At 71.8% G+C, this 24093-nt stretch carries 22 protein-coding genes; 11 read left to right on the plus strand and 11 right to left on the minus strand.

The genetic code is table 11. The features are described from left to right. The first annotated feature begins 157 nt into the window (after window positions 1-157). On the plus strand, window positions 158-844 hold the full coding sequence (locus ACWD35_RS14230) for a maleylpyruvate isomerase family mycothiol-dependent enzyme (RefSeq protein WP_451351492.1): 687 nt from the start codon (window positions 158-160) through the stop codon (window positions 842-844). 46 nt (window positions 845-890) lie between these two features. Next, window positions 891-1547, plus strand: a complete 657-nt coding sequence (locus ACWD35_RS14235; RefSeq protein WP_451351493.1) for an MBL fold metallo-hydrolase — start codon at window positions 891-893, stop codon at window positions 1545-1547. A 203-nt stretch (window positions 1548-1750) separates the two neighbouring features. On the opposite strand, the gene aroQ is transcribed toward ACWD35_RS14235, so the two are convergent. After that, the gene (gene aroQ, locus ACWD35_RS14240; protein ID WP_451351494.1) at window positions 1751-2224 is read right to left on the minus strand and encodes a type II 3-dehydroquinate dehydratase; all 474 of its coding nucleotides are present in this window, start codon (window positions 2222-2224) and stop codon (window positions 1751-1753) included. 211 nt (window positions 2225-2435) lie between these two features. On the opposite strand from aroQ, the gene ACWD35_RS14245 reads away from it, so the two are divergent. Next, window positions 2436-3710, plus strand: a complete 1275-nt coding sequence (locus ACWD35_RS14245; protein WP_451351495.1) for an MFS transporter — start codon at window positions 2436-2438, stop codon at window positions 3708-3710. Window positions 3711-3720: 10 nt separating this feature from the next. Here ACWD35_RS14245 and ACWD35_RS14250 read toward each other — a convergent pair whose 3' ends face one another. The 6 genes from ACWD35_RS14250 to ACWD35_RS14275 all read right to left on the minus strand — a co-directional run bounded on the left by ACWD35_RS14250 (window position 3721) and on the right by ACWD35_RS14275 (window position 12028). Next, a complete protein-coding gene (locus ACWD35_RS14250; RefSeq protein WP_451351496.1) occupies window positions 3721-4821 on the minus strand; it encodes a calcium:proton antiporter in 1101 nt (366 codons plus the stop codon). A 192-nt stretch (window positions 4822-5013) separates the two neighbouring features. Next, the gene (locus ACWD35_RS14255) at window positions 5014-6015 is read right to left on the minus strand and encodes a TerC family protein (protein ID WP_451351497.1); all 1002 of its coding nucleotides are present in this window, start codon (window positions 6013-6015) and stop codon (window positions 5014-5016) included. Window positions 6016-6244: 229 nt separating this feature from the next. Next, window positions 6245-8161 (minus strand): TerD family protein, encoded by a 1917-nt coding sequence (locus ACWD35_RS14260; protein ID WP_451351498.1) that lies wholly within the window; start codon window positions 8159-8161, stop codon window positions 6245-6247. 58 nt (window positions 8162-8219) lie between these two features. Further along, window positions 8220-8798: a TerD family protein gene (locus tag ACWD35_RS14265; RefSeq protein ID WP_451351499.1), complete on the minus strand. Its 579-nt coding sequence runs from the start codon at window positions 8796-8798 to the stop codon at window positions 8220-8222. A gap of 157 nt (window positions 8799-8955) precedes the next feature. Then, window positions 8956-11112, minus strand: coding sequence for an excinuclease ABC subunit UvrB (uvrB, locus tag ACWD35_RS14270; protein WP_451351500.1), 2157 nt, complete (start codon window positions 11110-11112; stop codon window positions 8956-8958). 49 nt (window positions 11113-11161) lie between these two features. Then, entirely contained in the window at window positions 11162-12028 is an 867-nt protein-coding gene (locus tag ACWD35_RS14275; RefSeq protein WP_451351501.1) for an MHYT domain-containing protein, read from the minus strand. 277 nt (window positions 12029-12305) lie between these two features. Here ACWD35_RS14275 and ACWD35_RS14280 point away from each other — a divergent pair, with 277 nt between their 5' ends. Further along, window positions 12306-13199, plus strand: a complete 894-nt coding sequence (locus tag ACWD35_RS14280) for a glycerophosphodiester phosphodiesterase (protein WP_451351502.1) — start codon at window positions 12306-12308, stop codon at window positions 13197-13199. Between the two features lie 59 nt (window positions 13200-13258). Next, window positions 13259-13813 carry a methylated-DNA--[protein]-cysteine S-methyltransferase gene (locus tag ACWD35_RS14285; RefSeq protein WP_451351503.1) on the plus strand — a complete coding sequence of 185 codons (555 nt, stop codon included), beginning with the start codon at window positions 13259-13261 and terminating at the stop codon, window positions 13811-13813. 16 nt (window positions 13814-13829) lie between these two features. Here ACWD35_RS14285 and ACWD35_RS14290 read toward each other — a convergent pair whose 3' ends face one another. Beyond that, the gene (locus ACWD35_RS14290; protein ID WP_451351504.1) at window positions 13830-14258 is read right to left on the minus strand and encodes a VOC family protein; all 429 of its coding nucleotides are present in this window, start codon (window positions 14256-14258) and stop codon (window positions 13830-13832) included. 100 nt (window positions 14259-14358) lie between these two features. On the opposite strand from ACWD35_RS14290, the gene ACWD35_RS14295 reads away from it, so the two are divergent. Both ACWD35_RS14295 and ACWD35_RS14300 read left to right on the plus strand, forming a co-directional pair. Then, window positions 14359-15267 carry a pseudouridine-5'-phosphate glycosidase gene (locus ACWD35_RS14295; RefSeq protein WP_451351505.1) on the plus strand — a complete coding sequence of 303 codons (909 nt, stop codon included), beginning with the start codon at window positions 14359-14361 and terminating at the stop codon, window positions 15265-15267. Continuing rightward, window positions 15264-16208, plus strand: coding sequence for a carbohydrate kinase family protein (locus tag ACWD35_RS14300; protein WP_451351506.1), 945 nt, complete (start codon window positions 15264-15266; stop codon window positions 16206-16208). The genes ACWD35_RS14295 and ACWD35_RS14300 overlap by 4 nt, the downstream gene beginning before the upstream one ends. Window positions 16209-16471: 263 nt before the next feature. Here the strand turns inward: ACWD35_RS14300 and ACWD35_RS14305 are convergent, their stop codons facing one another. Continuing rightward, on the minus strand, window positions 16472-17266 hold the full coding sequence (locus tag ACWD35_RS14305; RefSeq protein WP_451351507.1) for a methyltransferase: 795 nt from the start codon (window positions 17264-17266) through the stop codon (window positions 16472-16474). A 198-nt stretch (window positions 17267-17464) separates the two neighbouring features. On the opposite strand from ACWD35_RS14305, the gene corA reads away from it, so the two are divergent. Continuing rightward, window positions 17465-18592: a magnesium/cobalt transporter CorA gene (gene corA, locus ACWD35_RS14310; RefSeq protein ID WP_451351508.1), complete on the plus strand. Its 1128-nt coding sequence runs from the start codon at window positions 17465-17467 to the stop codon at window positions 18590-18592. 25 nt (window positions 18593-18617) lie between these two features. On the opposite strand, the gene ACWD35_RS14315 is transcribed toward corA, so the two are convergent. After that, on the minus strand, window positions 18618-19259 hold the full coding sequence (locus ACWD35_RS14315) for a uridine kinase (protein WP_451351732.1): 642 nt from the start codon (window positions 19257-19259) through the stop codon (window positions 18618-18620). 63 nt (window positions 19260-19322) lie between these two features. Here ACWD35_RS14315 and ACWD35_RS14320 point away from each other — a divergent pair, with 63 nt between their 5' ends. Together ACWD35_RS14320 and ACWD35_RS14325 are read left to right on the plus strand one after the other, a co-directional pair. After that, window positions 19323-20021 carry a DUF2293 domain-containing protein gene (locus tag ACWD35_RS14320; RefSeq protein WP_451351509.1) on the plus strand — a complete coding sequence of 233 codons (699 nt, stop codon included), beginning with the start codon at window positions 19323-19325 and terminating at the stop codon, window positions 20019-20021. A gap of 307 nt (window positions 20022-20328) precedes the next feature. Further along, window positions 20329-21816 (plus strand): glutamate synthase subunit beta, encoded by a 1488-nt coding sequence (locus ACWD35_RS14325; protein WP_451351733.1) that lies wholly within the window; start codon window positions 20329-20331, stop codon window positions 21814-21816. 51 nt (window positions 21817-21867) lie between these two features. Here ACWD35_RS14325 and ACWD35_RS14330 read toward each other — a convergent pair whose 3' ends face one another. Next, window positions 21868-22446 carry a carboxymuconolactone decarboxylase family protein gene (locus ACWD35_RS14330; protein ID WP_451351510.1) on the minus strand — a complete coding sequence of 193 codons (579 nt, stop codon included), beginning with the start codon at window positions 22444-22446 and terminating at the stop codon, window positions 21868-21870. A 47-nt stretch (window positions 22447-22493) separates the two neighbouring features. Between ACWD35_RS14330 and pdxR the strand changes: the two genes are divergently transcribed. Continuing rightward, window positions 22494-23987, plus strand: a complete 1494-nt coding sequence (gene pdxR, locus ACWD35_RS14335; protein WP_451351511.1) for a MocR-like pyridoxine biosynthesis transcription factor PdxR — start codon at window positions 22494-22496, stop codon at window positions 23985-23987. Window positions 23988-24093 lie beyond the last annotated feature (106 nt).

Genomic DNA, 24093 nt, shown 5'->3' on the forward strand with positions numbered 1-24093 from the left:
AGCCACTGACAACGCCGGTCGGATTTCCCGGTTGCATAACAACCCCCGGCCATCCAGCATGCCCGACGCCGCTCTCGACGATATAGCACGCGCATTCGATTTGAGGGCAGGGTTCACCACCTTCACCCAAAGGTGTGGCGGGGCTAGGGTCGGGCTCATGATTGATCACGCTCATGACCTGGCCTGTGTACGTGACGCGACCGATCGGCTGCTCACCGCCGCCGGCAAACTGGACAACGCGTCGCTCGCCGCGCCGTCACGGCTTCCGGGCTGGAGCCGCGGGCATCTCCTCGCGCACATCGCCCGCAACGCCGACGCCCTGGTGAACGTACTCGAGGGCCGTCCCATGTACCCGAGCGGCGAGGCACGGGACGCCGACATCGAGCGGGACGCCCCGCGCCCCCTCGACGTCCAGCTCACGGACGTGCGCGAGAGCGCGGACCGCTTCCAGGAGGCGGGAGCCGCGCCCGCGGACTGGACGCGCACGGTGGAGCTGCGCAACGGGGTGACGGACTCCGCGGCCCGGATTCCCTTCCGGCGCTGGGTCGAGGTCGACCTGCACCACGTCGACCTCGGAGTGGGGTACGAGCTGGAAGACCTCCCCGAAGAATTCACAGAACGGGAGATCGACTTCCTGGCGCAGCGGTTCTCCGGGCTCCCCGACGTCCCGGCGACCCGCGTCACGGACGGCACGCGCGCGTGGAGCACGGGACGCGAGGCGGCCGAGCCCGAGGTCACCGTCAGCGGCCGGTCGGCGGACCTGCTGGGCTGGCTCTCCGGGCGGCGCGACGGAGTGGAGCTTCAGGTGCGGGGCGGCACGCTCCCGAAGCTGCCCCCTCTGTAGGCCGTTGACGGTCCGCCGGGCCCTCCCCCGCTATAGGCTGACCGCCATGACGTACAGCGGAGAGGTCAAGGTCGGCGGACCCGCACAGGTCCACGAGCTGAGCGACCTGATGATCACCAAGATCGCGGTCGGCCCGATGGACAACAACGCCTATCTGCTGCGCTGCCGGGCCACGGACGAGCAGCTCCTGATCGACGCCGCCAACGAGGCGGGGACGCTCCTGGCCATGATCGGTGACGACGGCATCGCGTCCGTCGTCACCACGCACCAGCACGGCGACCACTGGCAGGCGCTGGCCGAGGTCGTCGCCGCCACGGGCGCGCGCACCTACGCGGGCCGCGAGGACGCCGCCGGGATCCCGGTGCCCACCGACGTCCTGGTCGACGACGGCGACACCATCCGCGTGGGGCGCGTGGAACTCACCGCGCGCCACCTCGTCGGGCACACCCCGGGTTCCATCGCGCTGGTGTACGACGACCCGCACGGCCACGCGCACGTCTTCACCGGCGACTGCCTCTTCCCGGGCGGGGTCGGCAACACGCGCAAGGATCCGCAGGCGTTCGCGAGCCTGATCCACGACGTCGAGACCAAGATCTTCGACGTACTGCCGGACGAGACCTGGGTCTACCCCGGGCACGGCAACGACACGACCCTGGGCGCGGAGCGACCGCATCTTCCGGAGTGGCACGCGCGCGGGTGGTGATGCGCCGGGCGCCGCACGGCCCCGCGCCCCGTGTGAACGTTTCGCACGCGCCGGACGCGTGTGCGCGCTCCCGGCCGGTGGTGACGCGCGGTCAACTGGTAGCGGCCCCGTACAGGATGACGGCTCCTGCGCGGTAGGGCCGCCGGCCTTCTCACCCCGCCCTCGGCCGGCGGCCCGGGCCGAAGGGCGCTGCGGGGCGGGGGTTACGCGCCGGCCTGCGCCGCGCCCAGCAGGGCCGCGACGCGCTCCACGCCGAACACGTACCCCTGCACCCCGCAGCCCGCGATGACACCGTCGGCGCGCAGCGAGACGTACGAGTGGTGCCGGAACGACTCACGCTGGTGGATGTTGGAGATGTGCACCTCCAGCACGGGCATGCCGTCGCAGGTGTTGAGTGCGTCCAGAATCGCGACCGACGTGTGGGAGTAGGCGCCGGGGTTGATGACGATCCCGCAGTGGCCGAGCCGTGCCTCGTGGATCCAGTCGACCAGCTCACCCTCGTGGTTGGACTGCCGGAAGTCGACCGTGCCGCCGTGCACAGCCGCCGCCTTGGCGCACGTCGCCTCGACGTCGGCGAGCGTGTCCTTGCCGTAGATCTCGGGCTGACGCTGGCCGAGCAGGTTCAGGTTGGGCCCGTTGAGGATCATGATCGGGGCGGTGGCCAGGGTGCGGGGCACGGTTCCTCCGGTCCGTTCGGGGCGGTACGCCGACGACCGCCGCTCGACCCCGGTTTATCACGGCGTGCACGGCGGCCGTCGGGCCGTGTGCGCGGGTCGCATCGGCGTGCGCTCCCGTCCCGCTGATCACCTCCGCGCGCCCCCGTAACCCGTGATCACTGCGGGTAGTTGATGCAGCATGCACGTTGCACGCGCCGTAAGAGCCCCGTCCATGCTGCGACTCGCAGCCGCTTCCCTCGCCGGCACGGCGATCGAGTTCTATGACTTCTTCGTCTACGGGACAGCGGCGGCCCTGGTCCTGGGGCCCCTGTTCTTCCCGACGTTCTCGCCGCTGGCAGGGACGCTGGCGGCGTTCGGGACGTTCGGTGTGGGCTTCGTGGCCCGGCCGCTGGGTTCGGTGCTGTTCGGGCATCTCGGGGACCGGCGCGGCAGGCGGCCGGTGCTGGTCGCCTCCCTGCTGCTGACCGGCGCCTCGACGGTCGCGGTCGGCTGTGTGCCGTCGTACGGGACGCTCGGTGTGGCCGCTCCCCTGCTGCTGCTCCTGCTGCGCTTTCTGCAGGGGCTCGGGCTCGGCGGCGAGTGGGGCGGGGCGGTGCTGCTGACCGCCGAGCACGCGCCCGCGGGGCGGCGGGCCCTGTGGACGAGCATCCCTCAAGTGGGGCCGCCCCTCGGCTTCGTGCTCGCCAACGGGGTGATGCTCGCGCTGTCGGCGGCGCTGTCCGACGCGCAGTTCGCGGCCTGGGGGTGGCGCGTGCCGTTCTGGGTGGCGGGCGTGCTGGCCGTCGCCGGGCTGTGGCTGCGCTCGTCGCTCACGGAGAGTCCCCGGTTCCTGGAGATCGACGACCACGCGCGCGTGCCGATCGCCGAGGTCCTACGGCACCAGTGGCGGCTGGTGCTGCTGACGGCCGGGGCGATGGCCGCCGCGTACGCGGTGTTCTACGCGGTGACGACGTGGTCGCTGTCGTATGCGACGGAACGGCTCGGCGTGAGCCGTACGGTCATGCTGACCTGCGTCCTGGCGGCCGTGGTGGTGAACGGCGTACTCACCCCCGTCATGGCCCTCCTCGGCGACCGCTACGGGCGCCGTCCGATGTGCCTGACGGGGTGCGTCGCGTCCGCCCTGTGGATGCTGCCGATGGTCGCGCTCCTGTCGACGGGCGAGCCCCTGCTGATGTTCCTCGGCATCCTGGGGTCGCTGATCTCCTTCCTCACGGTGTTCGCGGTGATCGCCGCGTATCTGCCGGAGCTGTACGAGGCACGGGTGCGCTGCACGGGCGCGGCGGTGAGCTACAACCTCGGCGGGGTCGTCGGTGGCGCGCTCACCCCGATCGTGGCCACGACGCTCGCCCACCACGGCGGACGCGTCCCCTGGGGGGTGGGCGTGTATCTGACGGGGATCTCGCTGCTGAGCCTGGCCTGCTTCGCGCTGCTGCCGGAGACGCGGCCGGTGCCCGCAGGGGCGGCGGTGGAGCCGGCCACGGGCTGACCGGGCGGGGTCAGGGGTTGATCGCCAGTTCCAGGTAGGCCGCGAAGATCACCAGGTGGACACCGCCCTGCAGGGGCGTGGCCCGGCCTGGCACCACGGTCAGGGAGGCCACCACCACGGTCAGCGCGAGCAGCAGCATGTGGGTCGAGCCGAGGCCGAGCACGAGCGGCCCGGACAGCCAGACGGAGGCGAGGGCGACCGCGGGGATGGTCAGGCCGATGCTGGCCATCGCCGAACCGAGCGCGAGGTTGAGGCTGGTCTGCACCCGGTCGCGGCGGGCCGAGCGCAGCGCGGCGATCGTCTCAGGGAGCAGCACCAGCAGGGCGATGATCACACCGACGACAGCCTGGTGCAGACCTGCCGCCTCCACGCCCGACTCGATGGTGGGCGACACGCCCTTGGCCAGGCCGACCACGCCGACGAGGGCCAGACCGAGCAGGCCGAGGCTGATCCAGGCGGCACGCGCGGACGGGGGCGCGGCGTGGCTCTCGGCGGTGACCACCTCGCCCTGCCGGGTGATCGGCAGGAAGTAGTCGCGGTGCCGCACGGTCTGGGTGGCGACGAACAGGCCGTAGAGGATCAGTGAGGACAGCGCGGCGAAGGTCAGCTGGATGCTGGAGAACTCGGGACCCGGCTTGCTGGTGGTGAAGGTCGGCAGCATCAGGCTGAGCGTGGCCAGGGTCGCCACGGTCGCCAGGGCGGCGCCGGTGCCCTCGGGGTTGAAGACCGCGATGCCGTGTCGCAGGGAGGCCACGAGGAGACAGAGGCCGAGGATGCCGTTGCAGGTGATCATCACGGCGGCGAAGACGGTGTCTCTGGCCAGGGTGGAACTCTTGGCTCCGCCGTCTGCCATGAGGGTGACGATCAGAGCCACCTCGATGATCGTGACGGCGATGGCGAGGACCAGCGAGCCGAACGGTTCGCCGACGCGGTGGGCGATCACTTCGGCGTGGTGCACCGCTGCGAGGACGGACCCGGCGAGCACCAGGGTCACCAGCGCGACGACCGCTCCGGGCAGGTCCCGGCCCCAGGTGAAGACCAGCAGGACCACCGCGAGCACCGGCACGAGGAGCGTCCATTGGCGGGTGAGAGACCGTAGCCGAGTGATCATGCGGCGATGGTCGCAGAGGCGTACAGGGTTCGCATTCCGTTCTTTTCGGTTACCTCTCGTCCTTTGCGGTGCGGGGCCCGGCGCCGGCGCGACCGGGCTCCCGCGGTTCGAGGGCGGCCATCCGCTCGGAGCACTTGGCCGTCTCGGGGTCGGCGCTGTTCTGCATGGCCTCCTCGTGGGAGTTGAACTCGATCAGGCGTCGATGGCGTTCTTCGGAGCGTCTTCGCTCTCCACGTGCGCCGCCTGCGCGGCGGCCTGCTTCCGGGAGGCCATCAGGCTGGTGATCGTGGTGACGATCAGGACCGCGCAGATGACGCCGAGCGAGACCGGGATGCTGATCTCGGGGACTTGGACACCGGACTCGTGCAGCGCGTGCAGCACGAGCTTGACGCCGATGAAGCCGAGGATGGCCGACAGACCGTACGAGAGGTGGACCAGCTTCTTCAGCAGGCCGCCTATGAGGAAGTACAGCTGGCGCAGTCCCATCAGGGCGAAGGCGTTGGCGGTGAAGACGATGTACGGGTCCTGGGTCAGGCCGAAGATCGCGGGGATGGAGTCCAGGGCGAACAGGACGTCCGTCGTACCGATGGCGAGCATCACGACGAGCATCGGGGTCATGACCCGCTTGCCGTTCTGACGGATCCACAGCTTGGTGCCGTGGTACCGGTCCGCCACGCCGAACTTGCGCTCGGCGGCCTTCAACAGCCTGTTCTCCTCGAACTCCTCGTCCTCCTCGTCGGCCCGGGCCTCCTGGACGAGCTTCCAGGCGGTCCAGACAAGGAAGGCGCCGAAGAGGTAGAACACCCACGAGAAGCTGCCGAGGATCGCGGCACCCGCGGCGATGAACACGGCCCGCAGGACCAGGGCTATGAGGACGCCGACGAGCAGGACCCGTTGCTGGTACCGCGCGGGCACCGCGAACTTGGCCATGATCAGGACGAAGACGAAGAGGTTGTCGACGCTCAGCGACTTCTCGGTGATGAAGCCTGCGAAGAACTCTCCGGCCGGCTGCCCGCCGCCGAAGACGAGCAGTCCGAGGCCGAAGAGACCGGCCAGGGCGATCCAGACGACGGTCCAGATCCCGGCTTCCCTGATCGACACTTCGTGCGGCTTGCGGCCGAAGAAGAAGTCGACGGCGATCAGGGCGGCCAGGCCCAGGACGGTGAGGACCCACAGGGTCGGAGAGACTTCCACTGCACCTCCGGCATGACGGGACGGCGAACACATGAGCGTTGTCGCTGCCGGAGGTCTCTTCCGCCCGGGACGGGCCGGCGCCCCGGGACCTGAACAGGTCCGTACTGACGGGTGCGCCGCAGTCAGGGAGTACTCCCCTCCGCACGGAAGACAGTACCCCATTCACCAAGCGCTGGTAAAGACATTAGTAAAAGAAAGACCAAACGCCCTGTTCAGATGCGCTTTACCTTTACTTGGTCCTGGTCCTGGCCACCTCGGTGAGCACGTGCTGGAGGACCTGGCTGCCGGGCGGTACGAGCGCGGGCTCGTACGTCCAGGCGTGACCGACCCAGGGGTCGGCGAGGTGGTCGTCGGGCACGGGCGTGAGCCGCATCAGCGAACGCCACAGCGGGTCGAGCAAGGGGCCGTAGGCGGCGGCGTCCTCGCGGTCCGCGACCATCAGCAGGTGGACGCCGACGGCCGGCCCCTCGTCGGCGAGGTAGCGCAGCTGCGTCACGGCCCGGTCGTCGAAGCCGTGCGGGAAGTCGTTGACGATCAGCAGCTGCCGGGCGAGGTCGACATCGGGGGGCAGCGACTCGGGAGCGCCGCCGCGCACCGCCATCTGCAGCAGGTCGACTCGCCGCGTGAGTCCCTCCAGCACGTCCGCCACGCCCCTGGCCCCGCTCGCGGGCGGGACGGCGAGCGTCTCCGTGCCCGTCAGCGGCAGGAGCGCCCGGGCTCCCGCGCCGGCCGGGTCGATGACCTGCACGGCGAACTCCCCGGCCGGGTGCACGGCGAGCAGCCGGGCCGCGAGCGCCACCGCCGTCTCCATGGCCAGCTGCCGCAGCTGGGCGGAGTCCCGGAAGGTCTCGTCGGCTGCCGCGGTAGGCCCGCTGTCGATCCACAGGCCCCGTTCCAACGGCAGCCTCACCAGCAGCGGGATGCGCAGCGGCTCGCTCTCGGGAAGGTGGAGATCACCGACTCGCACGGCCATCGCGGGCTCGGACGGCACCTGGTAGCCGTGCCAGACAGGGTTGTCCCACCGGGCGTACGCCGGCGGGAGCGCGGGCTCGACGACCTCGGACTCGGCGGTCAGCTGGGCGAGGTCACGGTCGAGGGCGGCTCTCGCCTGGTCGACCAGCTCGGCGCGCCGCGCCTGGGCCTCCTCGCGCGCGGCCCCGCCCGCCGTGCCGATCCGGCCGCGCAGGTCGCCGAGGAGCTGGTCCAGCTCCTTCTCCATGCGGGAGTCGGCGAAGTCGACGGCGCTGCGGTACGCGGCCGTGGAGCGGGCCAGGTCCTCGAACATCCCCCACACCTGGTTGTACAGCCGCTCCTCCATCGACCAGCCCACCGCGTCCCCGGCGACAGGCTGCGCGGGCTCCCCGTCGGCGGCCGGGGGCGCCGTGGGGGCGGGCGGTGGCGGGGAGGTGTGCGTACGACGGCGGGGGTGGGTGTAGTCGATCGGGCCGCCGGGGTCCTGACCTCCGTCGGGGGTCCGGGCGGTGTGCGGGGGGCGCGCGTCGTACGGGTGCTGGGTCTCGTACGACAGCGGCTCCCCCGTCGCGGACGCCGAGGTGTCCTGCGGCGGGGGCGCCGGGGCCGTTGTCGCGCGGGCCAGGCTGCGGGCCACGGACTCCTGGATGCCGGCCGCCAGTTCGTCGGCCTCGCGCACGCCGTGGTCGGCCAGGAGCGCGGCCAGGCCGCCGTCGTACCCCTGGCCCACCGCGCGCACCTTCCAGGCGCCCTGGCGGCGGTACAGCTCCACGGCGACGACGGCCGACTCGGCGTCGAGGCCGGTGAGGGTGTAGCCGACGAGTTCGGTGCCGTCGGCTTCGGTGAGCGTGGTGTGCGGGGCGGCGACGGCGCCGAACCGGAGTGGGCCTCCCGTCGCCGCCGGGAGGGCGAGGAACACGTCGACCCGGTGCACCGCTTCGGGCAGGGCGGCCAGGTCGACGGCCAGGCGGTGCTCGGCGGCGGCCTGCCGGGACACCTCGAGACCGGGCTGGGCGGGGGCGCCGGGGTGGACGACCCACTGGGGGCCGTGCACCGTGCCGTTCTCGTCGCCGAGCGTCGCTCCGGCCAGGACCGGCGCACCGGACGTGATCCGGATCTCCAGCCGGGTCGGGGGCAGCGGATGGTTCTGCCCTCGCGCCAGTTCGGCCGTCATCGCCCTCGCCCCCGTGTGTCGTGATGTCGTGCGTGTTTCGCCGGTTGAGCGGGCGGGCCTACAGGTGCGGCAGGATCGCCGGCATCAGGTCCTGGAACGTACGGCCGTTGGCCGGGGTGCCCAGTGCGGTCATGGTCCAGCCCGAGCCCGCGCGGTGCACCTTCGCCATGATCTGCGCGGTGTACTCGCCGCCGCCCGCCAGGGTGTAGCGGGCGAGTTCCTGGCCGTTGGTCTCGTCCACGAGGCGGCAGAACGCGTTCTGCACCTCCTGGAAGGTCTGGCCCGTGAAGGAGTTCACGGTGAAGACGATCTGGTCGATGTGGACCGGGACGCGCTGCAGGTCCACGAGGATCGCCTCGTCGTCGCCGCCCTGGCCCACGCCGCCGACCAGGTTGTCGCCGGTGTGGCGCACGGAGCCGTCGTCGCTCACGAGGTGGCGGAAGAAGACGACGTCGACCGGCTGCTTCTCCGCGAACAGCACCGCCGAGGCGTCCAGGTCGATCTCGCGCGTGCGCGAGCCGAACAGGCCGCGCCGCTTCGCCGCCTGCCAGCCGAGCCCCATGCGGACCGCCGTCAGGGTGCCTCCGTCCTTCTTCTCCAGACTGATGGCCTGACCCTTGGTCAAGTTGACGGACACGGCCGCTTCCCCTTTCGGTGTTCCCCTGTTGCCGCACAGTGTGCGGTTGTTCAGAACCCTACGCAGGGGCACTGACAGCGCCGAACCCCGGCCCGCGCTTTGTGTCGGTGTTGCAACACTTGGCGCGTATGCCGAGGTCCGGCACAGTGCCGACGGCTCAGGCGAGGCCCGCCTCCCGCATCTGGCGCAGTTCCTTCTTCATCTCGGAGACCTCGTCGCGCAGCCGGGCCGCGATCTCGAACTGCAGCTCCGCCGCGGCGGCGCGCATACGCTCCGTCATCTCCTCGATCTGCTCGGCGAGTTCGGCCGCCGGGCGGTCGGTCGGCACCGCGGCAGCCGCCTTGCCCTTGGCGGACTTGGCGGTCTTGCCGGCCTTCGCGCCCTTGGCCGCCTTGTCGCCGAGCGACGGGACGGGTGCCTTGGCGCCCTTGCCGTCCTTCAGCTTGCGGTAGCCGGAGCCGAGGAGCTGTTCGGTGTCGACCTCCTCGCGGGCGATCTGCGCGACGATGTCGTTGATCTTCTTGCGCAGCGGCTGCGGGTCGATGCCGTTCGCCTTGTTGTACGCGACCTGCTTCTCCCGGCGGCGGTTGGTCTCCTCGATGGCCTTCTCCATCGCCGGGGTGATCTTGTCGGCGTACATGTGGACCTGGCCGGAGACGTTGCGCGCCGCGCGGCCGATGGTCTGGATCAGGGAGGTGCCGGAGCGCAGGAAGCCCTCCTTGTCGGCGTCGAGGATCGCCACCAGGGAGACCTCGGGCAGGTCGAGGCCCTCGCGCAGGAGGTTGATGCCGACGAGGACGTCGAACTCGCCGGAGCGCAGCTCGCGCAGCAGCTCGACACGGCGCAGGGTGTCCACGTCGCTGTGCAGGTAGCGCACCTGGATGCCGAGTTCCAGGAAGTAGTCGGTGAGGTCCTCGGCCATCTTCTTGGTGAGCGTGGTGACCAGGACGCGCTCGTCCTTCTCGGTGCGCTTGCGGATCTCGTGCACCAGGTCGTCGATCTGGCCCTCGGTGGGCTTGACCACGACCTCCGGGTCGACCAGGCCGGTCGGGCGGATGATCTGCTCCACGACGCCGTCGCCACGGGACAGCTCGTAGGTGCCGGGGGTCGCCGACAGGTAGACGGTCTGCCCGATGCGCTCCTGGAACTCCTCCCACTTCAGCGGCCGGTTGTCGAGCGCGGAGGGCAGGCGGAAGCCGTGCTCCACGAGGGTGCGCTTGCGGGAGGCGTCGCCCTCGTACATGGCGCCGATCTGCGGGACGGTCACGTGCGACTCGTCGATGACGAGCAGGAAGTCGTCCGGGAAGTAGTCCAGCAGGGTGTTGGGCGGGGAGCCGGGCGAGCGACCGTCGAAGTGCATCGAGTAGTTCTCCACACCGGAGCAGGTGCCGATCTGGCGGAGCATCTCGATGTCGTACGTGGTGCGCATCCGCAGGCGCTGGGCCTCCAGGAGCTTGCCCTGCTTCTCCAGCTCGGCCAGGCGCTCCCCCAGCTCCTTCTCGATGTCGTTGACGGCCCGCTCCATGCGCTCGGGGCCTGCGACGTAGTGGGAGGCGGGGAAGACGTACAGCTGCTGGTCGTCGCTGATGATCTCGCCCGTGAGCGGGTGCAGCGTGGACAGCGCCTCGATCTCGTCGCCGAACATCTCGATGCGGACGGCCAGCTCCTCGTAGACCGGGAAGATCTCGATGGTGTCGCCGCGGACCCGGAAGGTGCCGCGGGTGAAGGCCATGTCGTTGCGCGTGTACTGGATGTCGACGAAGCGGCGCAGCAGCTCGTCGCGGTCGATCTCGTCGCCGACGCGCAGGGGGACCATCCGGTCCACGTACTCCTGCGGAGTACCGAGGCCGTAGATGCAGGAGACGGAGGCGACCACGATGACGTCGCGCCGGGTGATCAGCGAGTTCGTCGCCGAGTGGCGCAGCCGCTCGACCTCCTCGTTGATCGAGGAGTCCTTCTCGATGTAGGTGTCCGACTGCGGGACGTAGGCCTCGGGCTGGTAGTAGTCGTAGTACGAGACGAAGTATTCGACCGCGTTGTTCGGAAGAAGCTCGCGGAACTCGTTGGCCAGCTGGGCGGCCAGCGTCTTGTTCGGCGCCATGACGAGCGTGGGGCGCTGGAGCTTCTCGATCATCCACGCCGTGGTGGCGGACTTGCCGGTGCCGGTCGCGCCGAGCAGGACGACGTCCTTCTCACCGGCCCCGATGCGCTTGGCCAGCTCGGCGATGGCCGCCGGCTGGTCGCCGCTGGGCTGGTAGGGGCTGACGACCTCGAAGGGCGCCACCGTGCGTTCGATCTGGGAAACGGGCCGCATGGAATCAACCGTACGACCCCGCACTGACAACCGGCCCGGATCAGCACTTTTACGGGGTGCGGGAGCCCTCGTGCTCGGGCCGGGCGGCCCGTCCGGCGGCGGGATGGGGCGGGCGGCGGTCCAGGTGGGAGGCGACGGCGGCGGCCGGGACGCCCGGCTTGTGCTCGACGGGCGTCCAGTCGGGCCGGCCCATGACCATCCGCGGGTCGAGCATCACGACGACGCCGGCGACGAGCAGGAAGGCGAGCGGGCCGATCAGCATCGGCGCGAGCACCGAGGCCTCGGACGCCCCGCCGGTGGCACTCGGGGTGCCGTGCAGGTGGACGCTGAGGGCAGCCATGCCGGTGTAGTGCATGCCGCTGACCGCCAGGCCCATGACCAGGCTCGCTCCCACGCTCCACAGGAAGCCACGGACACGTCCCGCGGCCCACAGCGCGGTGGTGGCGGCCACGACCGCTATGACGACGGACGCGACGACGGTCAGCGTGTTGTAGCTGAACCGCCCGTCGAACTCCATTCCGGCCATGCCGAGATAGTGCATCGAGGCGACGCCCAGACCGGTGATCGTGCCGCCGGTGAAGAGCGGGGTGCCGGTGGCGCCCCGGTAGCCGACGATGAAGATCCCGACGCCCACCATGACGATGGCGAGGCCGAGGCTCGCGTAGGTGATCCCCTCGTCGTAGTGGATCGGCGTCTCCTTGATGGTGAAGCCCATCATGGCGACGAAGTGCATGGTCCATATGCCGGAGCCGATCGCGGCCGAGCCGAGGGCCAGCCAGGCGGGCCGCCGGGAGTGCGTGACCAGCAGGGACCGGGTGGTGCAGCGCAGGCCGAGGGCACCGCCGAGGCAGGCCATCACATAGGCCACCAGCGGGGTGACGGCCCCGTAGCTGAATCCGTCGACCGTGCCATGCATGCGCGGCTGCCCCTCCGCCTCTCGCGTCCCGGAATACCTGAATATGCCCCCGTCCCAGGACCGCACGGGCGGTCAGGGTTGTCGCAGAGAGTATGACCCCCACCGGAATGGTCGAACGAAATTCCGGTAAAGAAACACGCCCCTGCCCCAGTTGTGCGGGACCGGTGAGCACGTGGGAACCCTTCGGTTCCATGTGTGGCCATCGTGCGCCCGGACGGGGTTCACCCACTGCTGTCAATATGTAGCTGTACGTGTTCGCTCGACGCGAGGAGGACGCATGTACGCGCGCGCAGCCGCCACTATGGTCGCCGCGGTCCTGGGCACGGTCGTCCTGCAGACTCCCGCCTCGGACGCCGGCAAGACCCCCGCCCCGCACGCCCGTCCGGGCAGGACGGGCGAACCCACCGTGATCGCCCACAGGGGCGCCTCCGCCTACGCTCCCGAGAACACCCTGGCCTCCATCGACAAGGCGGCGCAGCTCGGCTTCTCGTGGGTCGAGAACGACGTCCAGCGCACCAAGGACGGGCAACTGGTCGTCATCCACGACGACAGCCTGCAGCGCACCACGAACGTCGAGGACGTCTTCCCCGGCCGGGCGCCCTGGAAGGTGAAGGACTTCACCGCGGCCGAGATCGCCCGGCTGGACGCGGGCAGCTGGTTCTCCCCCGCGTACGCGGGCACGCGCGTGCCGACACTGAAGCAGTACATGCGCCGGGTCGAGCACAACCACGAGAAGCTGCTCCTGGAGATCAAGAATCCGAAGCTGTACCCGGGCATCGAGCAGCAGACCCTGAAGCTCCTGGGCGACGAGGGCTGGCTGGACCGGGAGCACCTCGGCCGGCTGATCGTGCAGAGTTTCAGCGCGGACACCCTGCGGATCGTCCACGAGCTGCGGCCCGCCGTCACCACCGGCTACCTCGGCAGGCCGTCCGTGGAACAGCTGCACCGGTACGCGCACTTCACCGACCTGATCAATCCCTCGTACCAGTCGATCTCCCTCGGCTACGTCGCGACCGTGCACACCTTCAAGGGGGTGCACCGCAGGCCGCTCGAAGTGTTCTCGTGGACGGTGAACGACGCGGCAACGGCCCGGAAGGTCGCGCGCTACGGCGTCGACGGGATCATCACGAACAAGCCGGACCTCGTGCGGTCGGCCCTCCGCAGACGCTGAGCCCGCGGACGGGCGGCGGCCGGACGGGCGTTGTCAGTGGCGGGTCGTACCGTGGGCGCATGGACAGCCATGGGCAGGACGAGCAGCGGGTGGTGTGGGCCGTCGTGGACAGCGGCATCGGCCCGCTGATGCTGGCGGCGACCCGCGAGGGACTGGTCAACGTGATCTTCCACGCCACGGACGCGGTGCGCGACCGGGCCCTGGAGCGGCTCGCGGCCCGGCTGGGCAGCCAGCCGGCCGAGGATCCCGGCTCGCCGCTGCTGGCCGAGGCGATACGCCAGCTCGAGGCGTACTTCACGGGCGAGCGTCACGACTTCGACCTGCCGCTGGACTGGTCACTGATCTCCGGCTTCAACCGGCAGGTGCTGCGTGAGCTGGCGTCCGGCGTGCCGTACGGCACGGTGGTGGGCTACGGCGATCTCGCCGGACGGGTCGGGCAGCCGGGCGGGGCGCAGGCGGTGGGCGCGGCCATGGGCGCCAATCCACTGCCGGTCGTCGTGCCGTGCCACCGCGTCGTGGAGAGCGACGGCGGCATCGGCGGCTTCGGAGGCGGACTGGAGACCAAGCGGAAGCTGCTCGCGCTGGAGGGCGTGCTGCCCGAGCCGCTGTTCTGACCGCGCCCGGACTCGGCTACGCGTAGTGCCGGGCCTCGAAGACGTTGCCGTCGGGGTCCCGGAAGTAGAAGCTGCGCGGGGCCTTGCCCCGGGCGCCGTACGAGTCGTGGCCGATGTCGGACATGGGCACACCCTGTTCCGTCAGCCGGGCGCGCAGGGCGGCGAAGGCGTCCGACGGCAGGGACAGGCAGATGTGGTTGACGGGGTGGCCCGCGCTGTCGGCCGAACCGGGGAGCATCTTCATGTGCTCCGCGAAGGTGCGCGGGGCGAGGTCGAGGATGGTTTCCTCGTTGACGCGGACGGAGGGGAAGGTGACCTTGCCGGCGACGTACTCGTCGAGGCGCAGCGGCTCCAGGCCGACGGCCTTTTCGTAGAAGCCGGCCGCGGCGACGGGATCGGTCACCCACAGGACGACGTGGTCGAGACGCGTGATGTTGTCCTTCATGCCGCCCAGGCTGGTGGCCTCCCCCACAGGGCGCAAGCGTTTACGCGGGCGTGGCGCCCGCCAGGGATCAGGGAAGGACCGACTGACAGGAGGCGGGCACGTGGTGCTGGTGGTGTCGGAAGAAGTCCGGGAAGCGATCGACTCCGGGCGGCCCGTGGTGGCCCTTGAGTCCACGATCATCGCGCACGGGCTGCCCCGGCCGCGCAATCTGCGGGTGGCGCTGGAGCTGGAGGACCTGGTGCGGCGAGAGGGCGCCGTGCCCGCGACCATCGCCGTGCTCGACGGGCGCCCCCATGTCGGCCTGGACAAGGAACAGGTGGAGCGGGTCGCGAACGAGGACGGCATCCGCAAGCTGGGCCACCGCGACCTGCCGCTCGCCGTGGCGGCGGGGGCGAGCGGGGCGACCACGGTGTCGGCGACGGCGCAGCTGGCCGCGCTCGCGGGTGTCCGGGTGTTCGCCACGGGCGGGCTCGGCGGTGTGCACCGGCAGTGGACGGTGACGCAGGACGAGTCGGCCGACCTGGGCCTGCTGGCGCGCACCCGGATCACGGTGGTGTGCGCGGGCGTGAAGTCGATCCTCGATGTGCCGGCGACCCTGCAGCGTCTGGAGACGCTCGGCGTGGCCGTCGCCGGGTACGGCACGGACCGGTTCCCCGGCTTCTACCTGTCCGACTCGGGGCATCCGGTCGACTGGACGCTGCACAGCCCGGAGCAGGTCGCAGCGGTCATGCGGGCGCAGGACACGCTCGACGCGCCCGGGTCGGCGCTGATCGTCGCCAACCCCGTCCCGGAGGCCGAGCAGCTCGATCCCGGGCTGCACGCCCGCGTGCTCGCCGACGCGCTGCACGCCTGCGAGGAGGAAGGGGTCACCGGCCAGGCGGTCACGCCGTTCCTGCTCGACTATCTGGTCCGGCACACGGACGGGGCCTCGCTGAGCGCCAATCTGGCGGCGGTGCGCGGCAATGTGCGCCTGGCGGCCCGGATCTCCGCGGCGTGGACCAGGCCGTGACCGCCGGCCCGGCGGGGGCGCTACTGGTTGTCGGTGACGTCGTCACGGACGTGGTCGCCCGGCACCGCGGTCCGCTCGCGGCCGGTACCGACACGGCCGCCGTGGTGCGGACGCTGCCCGGCGGGGCGGGGGCCAACGTGGCCTGCTGGGCCGCTCACGCGGGCTGTGCGGACGTACGGCTGCTGGGGCGGGTGGGCGCGGACGCGGCCGGCTGGCACGAGCGGGAGCTGGTGGCTGCCGGGGTGCGGCCCCGGCTGGTGATCGACCAGGAGGCGGCCACCGGGACGGTCGTCTGCCTCGTCGACACGGGCGCGGCGGCCGAGCGCACGTTCCTCACCGACAGCGGAGCGTCCCTGCGGCTCGAACCCGCCGACTGGACGGACGCGTTGCTCGACGGGGTCGCCCGGCTGCACCTGTCGGGGTACCTGCTGTTCACGGAGTCGAGCCGGGCCCTCGCGGCGATGGCGCTCGCGGCGGCACGCGCGCGTGGCGTACCGGTGAGCCTGGATCCGGCGTCGGCGGGCTTCCTGATGGAGCTGGGGGTGGACCGTTTCCTGGCGTTCGCGGACGGGCTGGACGTGCTGCTGCCCAGCCGGGACGAGGCGTGTCCGCTGACCGGCCTTTCCGATCCGGCGGACGCGGCGGCCAAGTTGAGTCGCCTGGTACCGCTGGTGGTGGTCAAGTCGGGGGCGGACGGGGCCGTGGTGGCCCGCGCGGGGACCGTGCTCGCCCGGGTACCCGCCGTGCCCGCGGCGCCCCGGGACACCACGGGCGCGGGCGACGCTTTCACCGGCGCGTTCCTCGCCGCCCTGGCCGCGGGCGCGGACCCGGTCGAGGCGGCGGCACGGGGCTGCCGGGCGGGGGCCCAGGCGGTGGAACGGGTGGGGGGCAGACCACCCTGCCGGAGTGCGGGGACCGATGCTGGGGCCGGTACTGGCTGACGCCTCCATGGGCCGTAGCCGGGACGGATGCCGTACCCGTCCCGGGGCCGGCGCGGGTGCCGATGCTGAGGCCGCTGCCGGCTGACGCCCCCCTGAACCGGAGCGGGGGCGGATGCCGTACCCGAGCCAGCGCCCGGAAAGATGCCGATGCTCAGTCCGGGGCCGATGCCGGCACGGATGCCAGCGCCAGCTGACGCCTCCCTGACCAGAGCGGCGGCTCGGCCTGGTCACGGGCGCGCTCCGCCAGGGCCCCTCTTCACGGCCTAGCCCTTGCGCCCCCACGCCGAGATCATCGGTGCGGTGGCCAGGTCCATGCCGCCGGACTCAACGTTGGCCAGGTGCTGGTCGATGTCCTCGTCGGTGGCCAGCCCCGCGGTGACGAGCTGGTCGCGGATCTGGCGGACCGTGGCGGCCTCCAGGGCGGCACAGGCGGGTGAGGTCACCGGGAAGTACGCGTCGGCCGCCACCCCGCGCAGTCCGGCCTCGCGGAGCAGGCGCGGGAGCTTGCGGCCGTACGACAGGTCGACGCCGCGGTCGGCGAGCAGCTGGCGGAAGCCCTGGCGCAGCCGGTTGGCGAGCCGCTGCTCGGGGCCGTGCTCGTCGGGGCAGAGAAGGGGTTGCAGGGCGGGGTCGGCGTCCTCGATCAGCAGCCGTCCGCCGGGCCGCAGCGCCTTGATCATGGAAAGCAACGCCCGGTCCCGGTCCGGGACATGGACGAGGACCAGCCGGGCGTGCACCAGGTCGAAACCCTCCCCCGGCGGCTCCTCGGCGCCCACGTCGTGGACGAGGACCTCGACCGGGGGCCGGGCCGCGGCGGCGACCTGTGAGGTGTCGATGTCGGTGGCGACGACCTTGCCGGTCGGGCCGACCTTCTTGGCGAGCCAGGACACCACGGAGGTGCCGCCCGCCCCGACTTCCCAGCAGCGCCAGCCGGCTCCGACCTCGAACCCTTCGAGGTGCCGGAAGGTGACGGGGTCGAAGAGCGTGGCGAAGGCGTCGAAGCGCTCCCCCGCCTGCGTCTGCCGATTGTCCAGGAGATAGCCGTCGGATCGCGTCATGCCGCGATCATTCCAGTTGACTTGCCTGTCCGGGGTGGTCGACGCTCCGTCCGCAGCCGGGTACGGCCTCTGTCCACAGGCCGGAACCAAGCGGAACGCGTTGTTCCCACAGGCTTACCCGCATCTTGCGCCGGACTGGCAGACTGCCAGGCAAGTCGCGGAAGCGTTGCGCGAGGAGATCCACACGAGGAGATCCAGATGTCCATGGCTGGAAATCTGCGGAAGGTCACAGGGCTCGACAGGGTCGGCAGGCTGCGCCGGATGGCGCGGCTGGCCCAGCGCCGGCCCCGCGTCGACCTGAGCCATCCCGCCAGGTCTCCGCTGGGCTCCTCGGTGGTGAACTGCGTGACCTACCAGGACGGCGTGCGCGTGCCGGAATCCACCGACCTGATGGACGGCCTGGAGCTGGTCCGCAAGAGCCGCGAGGGGTTCGTCTGGCTGGGGCTGCACGAACCGACGGACCGCGAGTTCGCCGGCATCGCAGAACTGTTCGACCTGCATCCGCTGGCGGTGGAGGACGCGGTCGAGGCGCATCAGCGGCCGAAGCTGGAGCGTTACGGCGAGACGCTCTTCGCGGTGTTCAAGACGGTCTGCTACGTGGAGCACGAGCAACTGACGTCGACCAGCGAGGTGGTGGACACCGGCGAGATCATGGTGTTCGTCGGCCAGGACTTCGTCATCACGGTGCGGCACGGTCGGCACGGCTCACTGGGCCCGCTGCGCGAGGAACTCGAGGCGGATCCGCAGCAACTGGCCAAGGGGCCGGCGGCGGTGCTGCACGCGATCGCCGACCACGTGGTCGACGACTACCTGAACGTCACGGACGCGGTGCAGGCCGACATCGACCAGGTCGAGACGGACGTGTTCTCGGAGAACGGCGCGCGGACCGACCCCGGACGCATCTACCAGCTGAAGCGTGAACTGCTGGAGCTGAAGCGGGCGGTGGTGCCGCTGGCCCGCCCCGTCGAGGATCTGGCCACCCGGCCGATACGGGTGGTCGATCCGGAGATACAGGCCTACTTCCGGGATGTGTTCGACCATCTGATGCGAGCGAAGGAGCAGATCGCCGCGTTCGACGAACTCCTCAACTCCATCCTGCAGGCGCACCTCGCGCAGGTGACGGTCACGCAGAACGAGGACATGCGGAAGATCACGGCCTGGGCGGCGGTGATCGCCGTACCGACGATGGTGTGCGGCGTGTACGGCATGAACTTCGACCACATGCCGGAGCTGCACTGGCGGTTCGGCTATCCGCTGGTGATGGGCGTGATGGCGGTGGCGTGTCTGGTGCTGTACCGGGGCTTCAGGCGCAACGGCTGGCTCTGACCGACGCACCCGGCGGACGGGCTGATCAGCCGCTCCAGGCGGGATGCCGTGGGTCGTCGGCGCGGACGAGGACGTCGGCCGTCGCGGCGGGGTCGGTCTCGGTCGCGTAGCGCTCGAAGGCCGGGAGCATCCAGTGGTCGGCCTCGGGGGTACGGCGGCGCAGGGCCGCCGGGGAGAGGAGGACATGGACGGTCAGGTCGAAGGGGAACCAGTGCCGAAGAAGGAGGGGGCCGTGGACCAACAGGACTCCACCGGGCGGGAGTTGGACGTAGGGGCTGCGGGTGGCGCGGTCGGTGGCCGCGTCCCAGAGGTCGGGCAGGACGCGCCCGTCGCCTCCGGGCTCGAGCGGGCCGAAGACCTCGCGCCACAGGGCGCCCGTGTCGAACCAGCCGCCGTAATACGACTCGGCGTCGCGCCGCCCGTGTTCCAGGCGGAGTGAGGCGGGGCGCAGGAAACCCTCGGTGCCGACGACCAGCGAGGGCCGGCCGCGCACACGCAGCGCCTCCCCGACACGCTCGGCGAGGTCTCCCGGGCGGGCGGCCGGGGCGCCGTCGAAGCCGACGCGCGGCCAGGCACCGCCGTCGGCAGGCGCCAGACCGGCCAGCCGGTCGGCGAGCAGGTCGGCGAGCCGGTCCCAGGTGATCGCTTCGAGTCGCACAGGGCCCATCATGCCGGGTGGCGGTAGGGCGGAAGAGGAGGTGTCGGGGCGGCGACGGGGAAAGTAGCGGGCATGGCGCTTCCCATAACTCCCCGCCCTGCCGACGGACTTGTCGTCATCCAGCCCCTGAAGGCCAAGCGGTGTACCGCATGCCGGCGTGGGCCGCTGTCGCTGCTCGTGCTGGAGGACGGAGCGCCGCGCTGCCTGGACTGCGTGGACCTCGGGCACCTGGTGTTCCTGCCGCGCGGTGACACGGCGCTGACCCGCCGGTCGCGGGAGGAGAGCGCGCTGTCGGCGGTGGTGGTGCGGTTCAACCGGCGGCAGAGCCGGTACGAGCGGCAGGGCGTGCTCGTGGAGGAGGCGGCACTGGCCCGGGCCGAGACGCGGTGCCTGGCGGACGCGGAGGCCCGGCGCCGGCGGCGAGCGCGGGACGCGAGGTGCCGGGCGGCCGAGGACGAGCGGTTCGTGGTGGCGTTCGCGGCCGAGATACTGCGGCTGTTTCCCGGTTGCCCGGCCGAGCGGGCCCGGGCGATCGCGGCGCACGCGTCCGTGCGGGGCAGCGGGCGGGTCGGGCGCAGCGCGGCCGGGCGGGCACTGACGGAGGGGGCGGTGATCTCGGCCGTCGTGGCGGCCGTACGGCATGTGGACACACCGTACGACCAGCTGCTGATGAGCGGGCTGCACCGGTACGAGGCGCGGCGGCGGATCGCACCGGCCGTGGAGGACGTGCTGCGGGCCTGGCAGGACGGCGGGGAGCGGCTGGGCGCCTGAGGCATCGGCCGGGGCACCGAGCGCCGAGGGGTGCCGAGCGCCGAGGGGTGGCAGCAGCCGTCCGTCGGGGATGGTCGGCGAGGATGACCTCAGGCATCCCGGCCGGCCCGCGCACCCCGTGCACCCCCGGGCCCGCGTGTGCCGTCGTCACCGACGCCGCTGCCCGGCCCCGGCAGAAAGCGCTGTCCGGCCGCTCTGCGCTGCCGTCGTCGCGGACGTATCGTGGCCGGAAGAGTGGCGCCCGATGGCGGCGCACGGCCCGTCGTACACCCAGTACCTCCGGTACGCGTACGCGAGGAAGACGACCATGGCCGATCCCAAGGGGTTCATGACCACGCCGCGCCAGGAGTGGCCGCGGCGGCCCGTCGAGGAGCGGGTGCGGGACTGGGACGAGGTGTACGTCCCGGGGGCGCTGCTGCCCATCATCAGCAAGCAGGCGGACCGCTGCATGGACTGCGGCGTCCCGTTCTGTCACGACGCGTGCCCGCTGGGCAATCTCATCCCCGAGTGGAACGACCTGGTGTCGCGGGAGGACTGGCGGGCCGCGAGCGACCGGCTGCACGCGACGAACAACTTCCCCGAGTTCACCGGCCGCCTGTGTCCGGCGCCCTGCGAGGCGGGGTGCGTGCTGGCGATCAACCAGCCGGCCGTCACGATCAAGAACGTCGAGTGCGCGATCGCCGACCGGGCGTGGGAGGAGGGTTTCACCCCGCCGCTGCCTCCCGAGCGGCTGTCGGGCAGGACGGTCGCGGTGATCGGCTCCGGGCCCGCCGGGCTCGCGGCGGCGCAGCAGCTGACCCGGGCGGGGCACACGGTCGCGGTGTACGAGAGGGACGACCGGATCGGCGGTCTGATGCGGTACGGCATCCCCGAGTTCAAGATGGAGAAACGGCATCTGGAGCGGCGGGTCGCACAGATGCGGGCGGAGGGGACCAGATTCCGCGCGTCGACGACGGTCGGACGGGATGTGTCGGCGTCCGGCCTGCGCAGCCGGTACGACGCCATGGTGATCGCCACGGGGGCCACGGCATGGCGGGAACTTCCGGTGCCCGGCCGGGAGTTGGACGGGATACACCAGGCCATGGAGTACCTGCCGCTGGCCAACCGGGTGTGCGAGGGGGATCTGGAGGTCTCGCCGCTGTCCGCCGCCGGCAAGCATGTCGTGATCGTCGGGGGCGGGGACACCGGGGCGGACTGTCTGGGGACGGCGGTGCGCGAGGGGGCGGCGTCCGTGACCCAGCTGGACATCTACGCCCAGCCGGGTGCCGAGCGCGACGAGGAGGCCGAGCCCTGGCCGACGTACCCGAAGGTCTACCGGCTGTCGGCGGCGCACGAGGAGGCGCGGGACCTGCGGACGGCTCCGGCGGCGGATGCGGACGCGCGGCTGTTCGCGGCGTCCACGCTCCGCTTCACCGGGGACGCGGCCGGGCATGTGCAAGCGTTGCACCTCGTCGAGGTCGACGAGCGGCGGCAGACGGTGCCGGGTACGGAGCGGATGCTGCCCGCCGATCTCGTGCTGCTCGCCCTCGGTTTCTCCGGGCCCGACCAGGAGGACGGGCTCATCGGGCAGTTGGGCCTGCGTCTGGAGCCGCGCGGCACGATCGCCCGGGACGACGGCTACGCGACCAACGTCCCCGGCGTGTTCGCCGCCGGGGACGCGGGGCGCGGGCAGTCTCTGATCGTGTGGGCGATCGCGGAGGGGCGGGCGGTCGCCGCGGCCGTCGACCGCCATCTGACGGGGAGTTCGCGGCTGCCGGCGCCGGTCTCTCCGAGGGACCGGCCGATGGTGGTGTGAGGCCTCGGCCGGCCGGCGCCGCACCGAGCCCCCAGCCCGCGCGAGGCCTGCTCAGCGGCGGCGTTCGTCCGTGCCCGCCACCTTGGCCGTGGCCAGGGCCAGCCGGTTCCAGGTGTTGATCGTGAAGATCAGGGCGAGTACCTGGGCCAGTTCCTCGTCCTCGAACTGGGTGGCGGCCTCCACGTAGACGTCGTCCGGGACGCCTCCGTCGGCGACGAGGGTGACCGCCTCGGTCAGGGCCAGTGCCGCCTGTTCCCGCGGGGTGAAGAAGTGCCGCGCCTCGCGCCACACGGCGACCATGTGCAGCCGGTCCTCGCTCTCGCCGGCCTTGCGGGCGTCGTTGGTGTGCATGTGGAGGCAGTAGGCGCAGTGGTTGAGGAGCGAGGCGCGGATCTGGATCAGCTCGACCAGCGCGGGGTCGAGGCCCGCCCGGGAGGCGGCGTCGAAGCCGATGAGGGCGCGGAAGACCTTCGGAGCGGTCCTGGCGAAGTCCAGGCGGCTGCGGGCGGCCTCGGCCGCGGCGATCCCCGCGGAGGTGTCGACCGCCGTGCCGGAGGCGAGCGCGGTCGTCGGCTGGGTGGTGTTCGCCGTCGTGTTGGCCGTCGTGTTCGTCGTCGTGTTCGTCGTCATGTCCCCCAACCTATGCAGTCGAAAGACCTGCCGTAGGGTGCAATTTCGTGACGGAATCATGGGTCAATTCCGCGGAGCGGATCGGTGCCGATCTGCATCTGGAGCTGTCGGGACCGGGTGGGCGGCGGGCCGCGCTGATCCGGGCGCTGCGGGAGGCGGTGCGCGGCGGGCGGCTGGCGCCGGGCACACGGCTGCCGCCGTACCGTTCGCTCGCCGCCGACCTCGGCTTGGCCCGCAACACGGTGGCCGACGCGTACGCGGAGCTGGTCGCGGAGGGCTGGCTGACCGCCCGCCAGGGCTCGGGCACCCGGGTCGCGATGGGGGTACCTCCCGCGCCTTCCGGGCAGCGGGGGAGGGCCGTGCCGTTGCCGCGGGCCGGGCGTGTGCCCGTGAAGACTCCCGCACGCGCGCGTGAGCCGCGGCACGATCTGCGCCAGGGCACGCCGGACGCCTCGGCGTTCCCCCGGTCGGCCTGGGCGGCCTCCTACCGCAGGGCGCTGCGGGCGGCGCCCAACGAGGCGTTCGGGCCGGGGGATCCCGCCGGACGCCGGGAGTTGCGGGAGGCGCTCACGGAGTACCTGGCACGCGCGCGAGGGGTACGTACCGCGCCGGACCGGATCGTGATCTGCTCCGGCTTCGCGCACGCCCTGCGGCTGCTGTTCGGGCCACCGGGCGGACCCGGAGGCGGCGCAGGCGACGGCGGCGGCAGCGGTGGCGTGCTGCGCGGTCCGCTGGCCGTCGAGTCGTACGGGCTGGGCTTCCACCGAGGGCTGCTCGCGGCGGCCGGCGTGCGGACCGTGCCGCTGCCGCTGGACGAACACGGCGCTCGCGTGGCGGAGTTGGGGCGGGAGCGGGCCGTACTGCTCACGCCCGCACACCAGTTCCCGACCGGCGGCCCGCTGCACCCGGAGCGCCGGGCGGCGGTGATCGACTGGGCACGCGCGCGCGGGGCGGTGGTGCTGGAGGACGACTACGACGGCGAGTTCCGCTACGACCGACGGCCCGTCGGCGCACTTCAGGGCCTCGATCCCGAGCGGGTGATCCACATCGGCTCGGTCAGCAAGAGCCTGTCACCGGCGCTGCGGCTGGGCTGGATGGTGCTGCCGGAGCGGTACGTCGGCCCCGCGCTCGCCGCGAAGGGCGAGCGGGAGGCGTGGGCGAGCGTGCCGGACCAGCTCGCCCTCGCGGACTTCATCGGCTCCGGGTCGTACGACCGTCATGTGCGGCGGATGCGGCAGCACTACCGGCGCCGCCGCGACCGGCTGGTCGAGGCGCTCGCCGCGCACGCGCCGCACATCGAGGTGACCGGTGTCGCCGCCGGGCTGCATGCGGTGCTGCGGCTGCCGCCCGGCACCGAACGGTCTGCGGTCAAGGCCGCCGTCTGGCAGGGCGTCGCGCTCGACGGCCTCGCCGCGTTCCGGCATCCGGAGGCGGCGACGGCGGCGGCCGACGGGCTGGTGGTGGGGTACGCGACGCCCGCGGAACACGCCTACGGGGCGGCCGTTGAGGCCCTGTGCGGGGTGCTGCCGCCGCCCGGATGACGGCCGGGAAGGATCAGGAGGAACAAGGATCAGGAGGAACAAGGTGGGGCTGGGCAACAGAAGGCCGGATCAAGGAAGTTGAGCAAGTAATAAAAGGGCACGGGTC

The organism is Streptomyces sp. NPDC002671 (assembly GCF_053592475.1).

Coding starts and splice junctions, on each gene's coding strand:
- ACWD35_RS14305 (WP_451351507.1), bottom strand. CDS start 17,266: ATGACGCGATCCGACGGCTATCTCCTGGACAATCGGCAGACGCAGGCG.
- ACWD35_RS14250 (WP_451351496.1), bottom strand. CDS start 4,821: ATGATCACTCGGCTACGGTCTCTCACCCGCCAATGGACGCTCCTCGTG.
- ACWD35_RS14290 (WP_451351504.1), bottom strand. CDS start 14,258: ATGAAGGACAACATCACGCGTCTCGACCACGTCGTCCTGTGGGTGACC.
- ACWD35_RS14280 (WP_451351502.1), top strand. CDS start 12,306: ATGTACGCGCGCGCAGCCGCCACTATGGTCGCCGCGGTCCTGGGCACG.
- ACWD35_RS14275 (WP_451351501.1), bottom strand. CDS start 12,028: ATGCATGGCACGGTCGACGGATTCAGCTACGGGGCCGTCACCCCGCTG.
- uvrB (WP_451351500.1), bottom strand. CDS start 11,112: ATGCGGCCCGTTTCCCAGATCGAACGCACGGTGGCGCCCTTCGAGGTC.
- ACWD35_RS14230 (WP_451351492.1), top strand. CDS start 158: ATGATTGATCACGCTCATGACCTGGCCTGTGTACGTGACGCGACCGAT.
- ACWD35_RS14320 (WP_451351509.1), top strand. CDS start 19,323: ATGGCGCTTCCCATAACTCCCCGCCCTGCCGACGGACTTGTCGTCATC.
- ACWD35_RS14245 (WP_451351495.1), top strand. CDS start 2,436: ATGCTGCGACTCGCAGCCGCTTCCCTCGCCGGCACGGCGATCGAGTTC.
- ACWD35_RS14325 (WP_451351733.1), top strand. CDS start 20,329: ATGGCCGATCCCAAGGGGTTCATGACCACGCCGCGCCAGGAGTGGCCG.
- ACWD35_RS14285 (WP_451351503.1), top strand. CDS start 13,259: ATGGACAGCCATGGGCAGGACGAGCAGCGGGTGGTGTGGGCCGTCGTG.
- corA (WP_451351508.1), top strand. CDS start 17,465: ATGTCCATGGCTGGAAATCTGCGGAAGGTCACAGGGCTCGACAGGGTC.
- ACWD35_RS14235 (WP_451351493.1), top strand. CDS start 891: ATGACGTACAGCGGAGAGGTCAAGGTCGGCGGACCCGCACAGGTCCAC.
- ACWD35_RS14315 (WP_451351732.1), bottom strand. CDS start 19,259: ATGGGCCCTGTGCGACTCGAAGCGATCACCTGGGACCGGCTCGCCGAC.
- ACWD35_RS14260 (WP_451351498.1), bottom strand. CDS start 8,161: ATGACGGCCGAACTGGCGCGAGGGCAGAACCATCCGCTGCCCCCGACC.
- ACWD35_RS14330 (WP_451351510.1), bottom strand. CDS start 22,446: ATGACGACGAACACGACGACGAACACGACGGCCAACACGACGGCGAAC.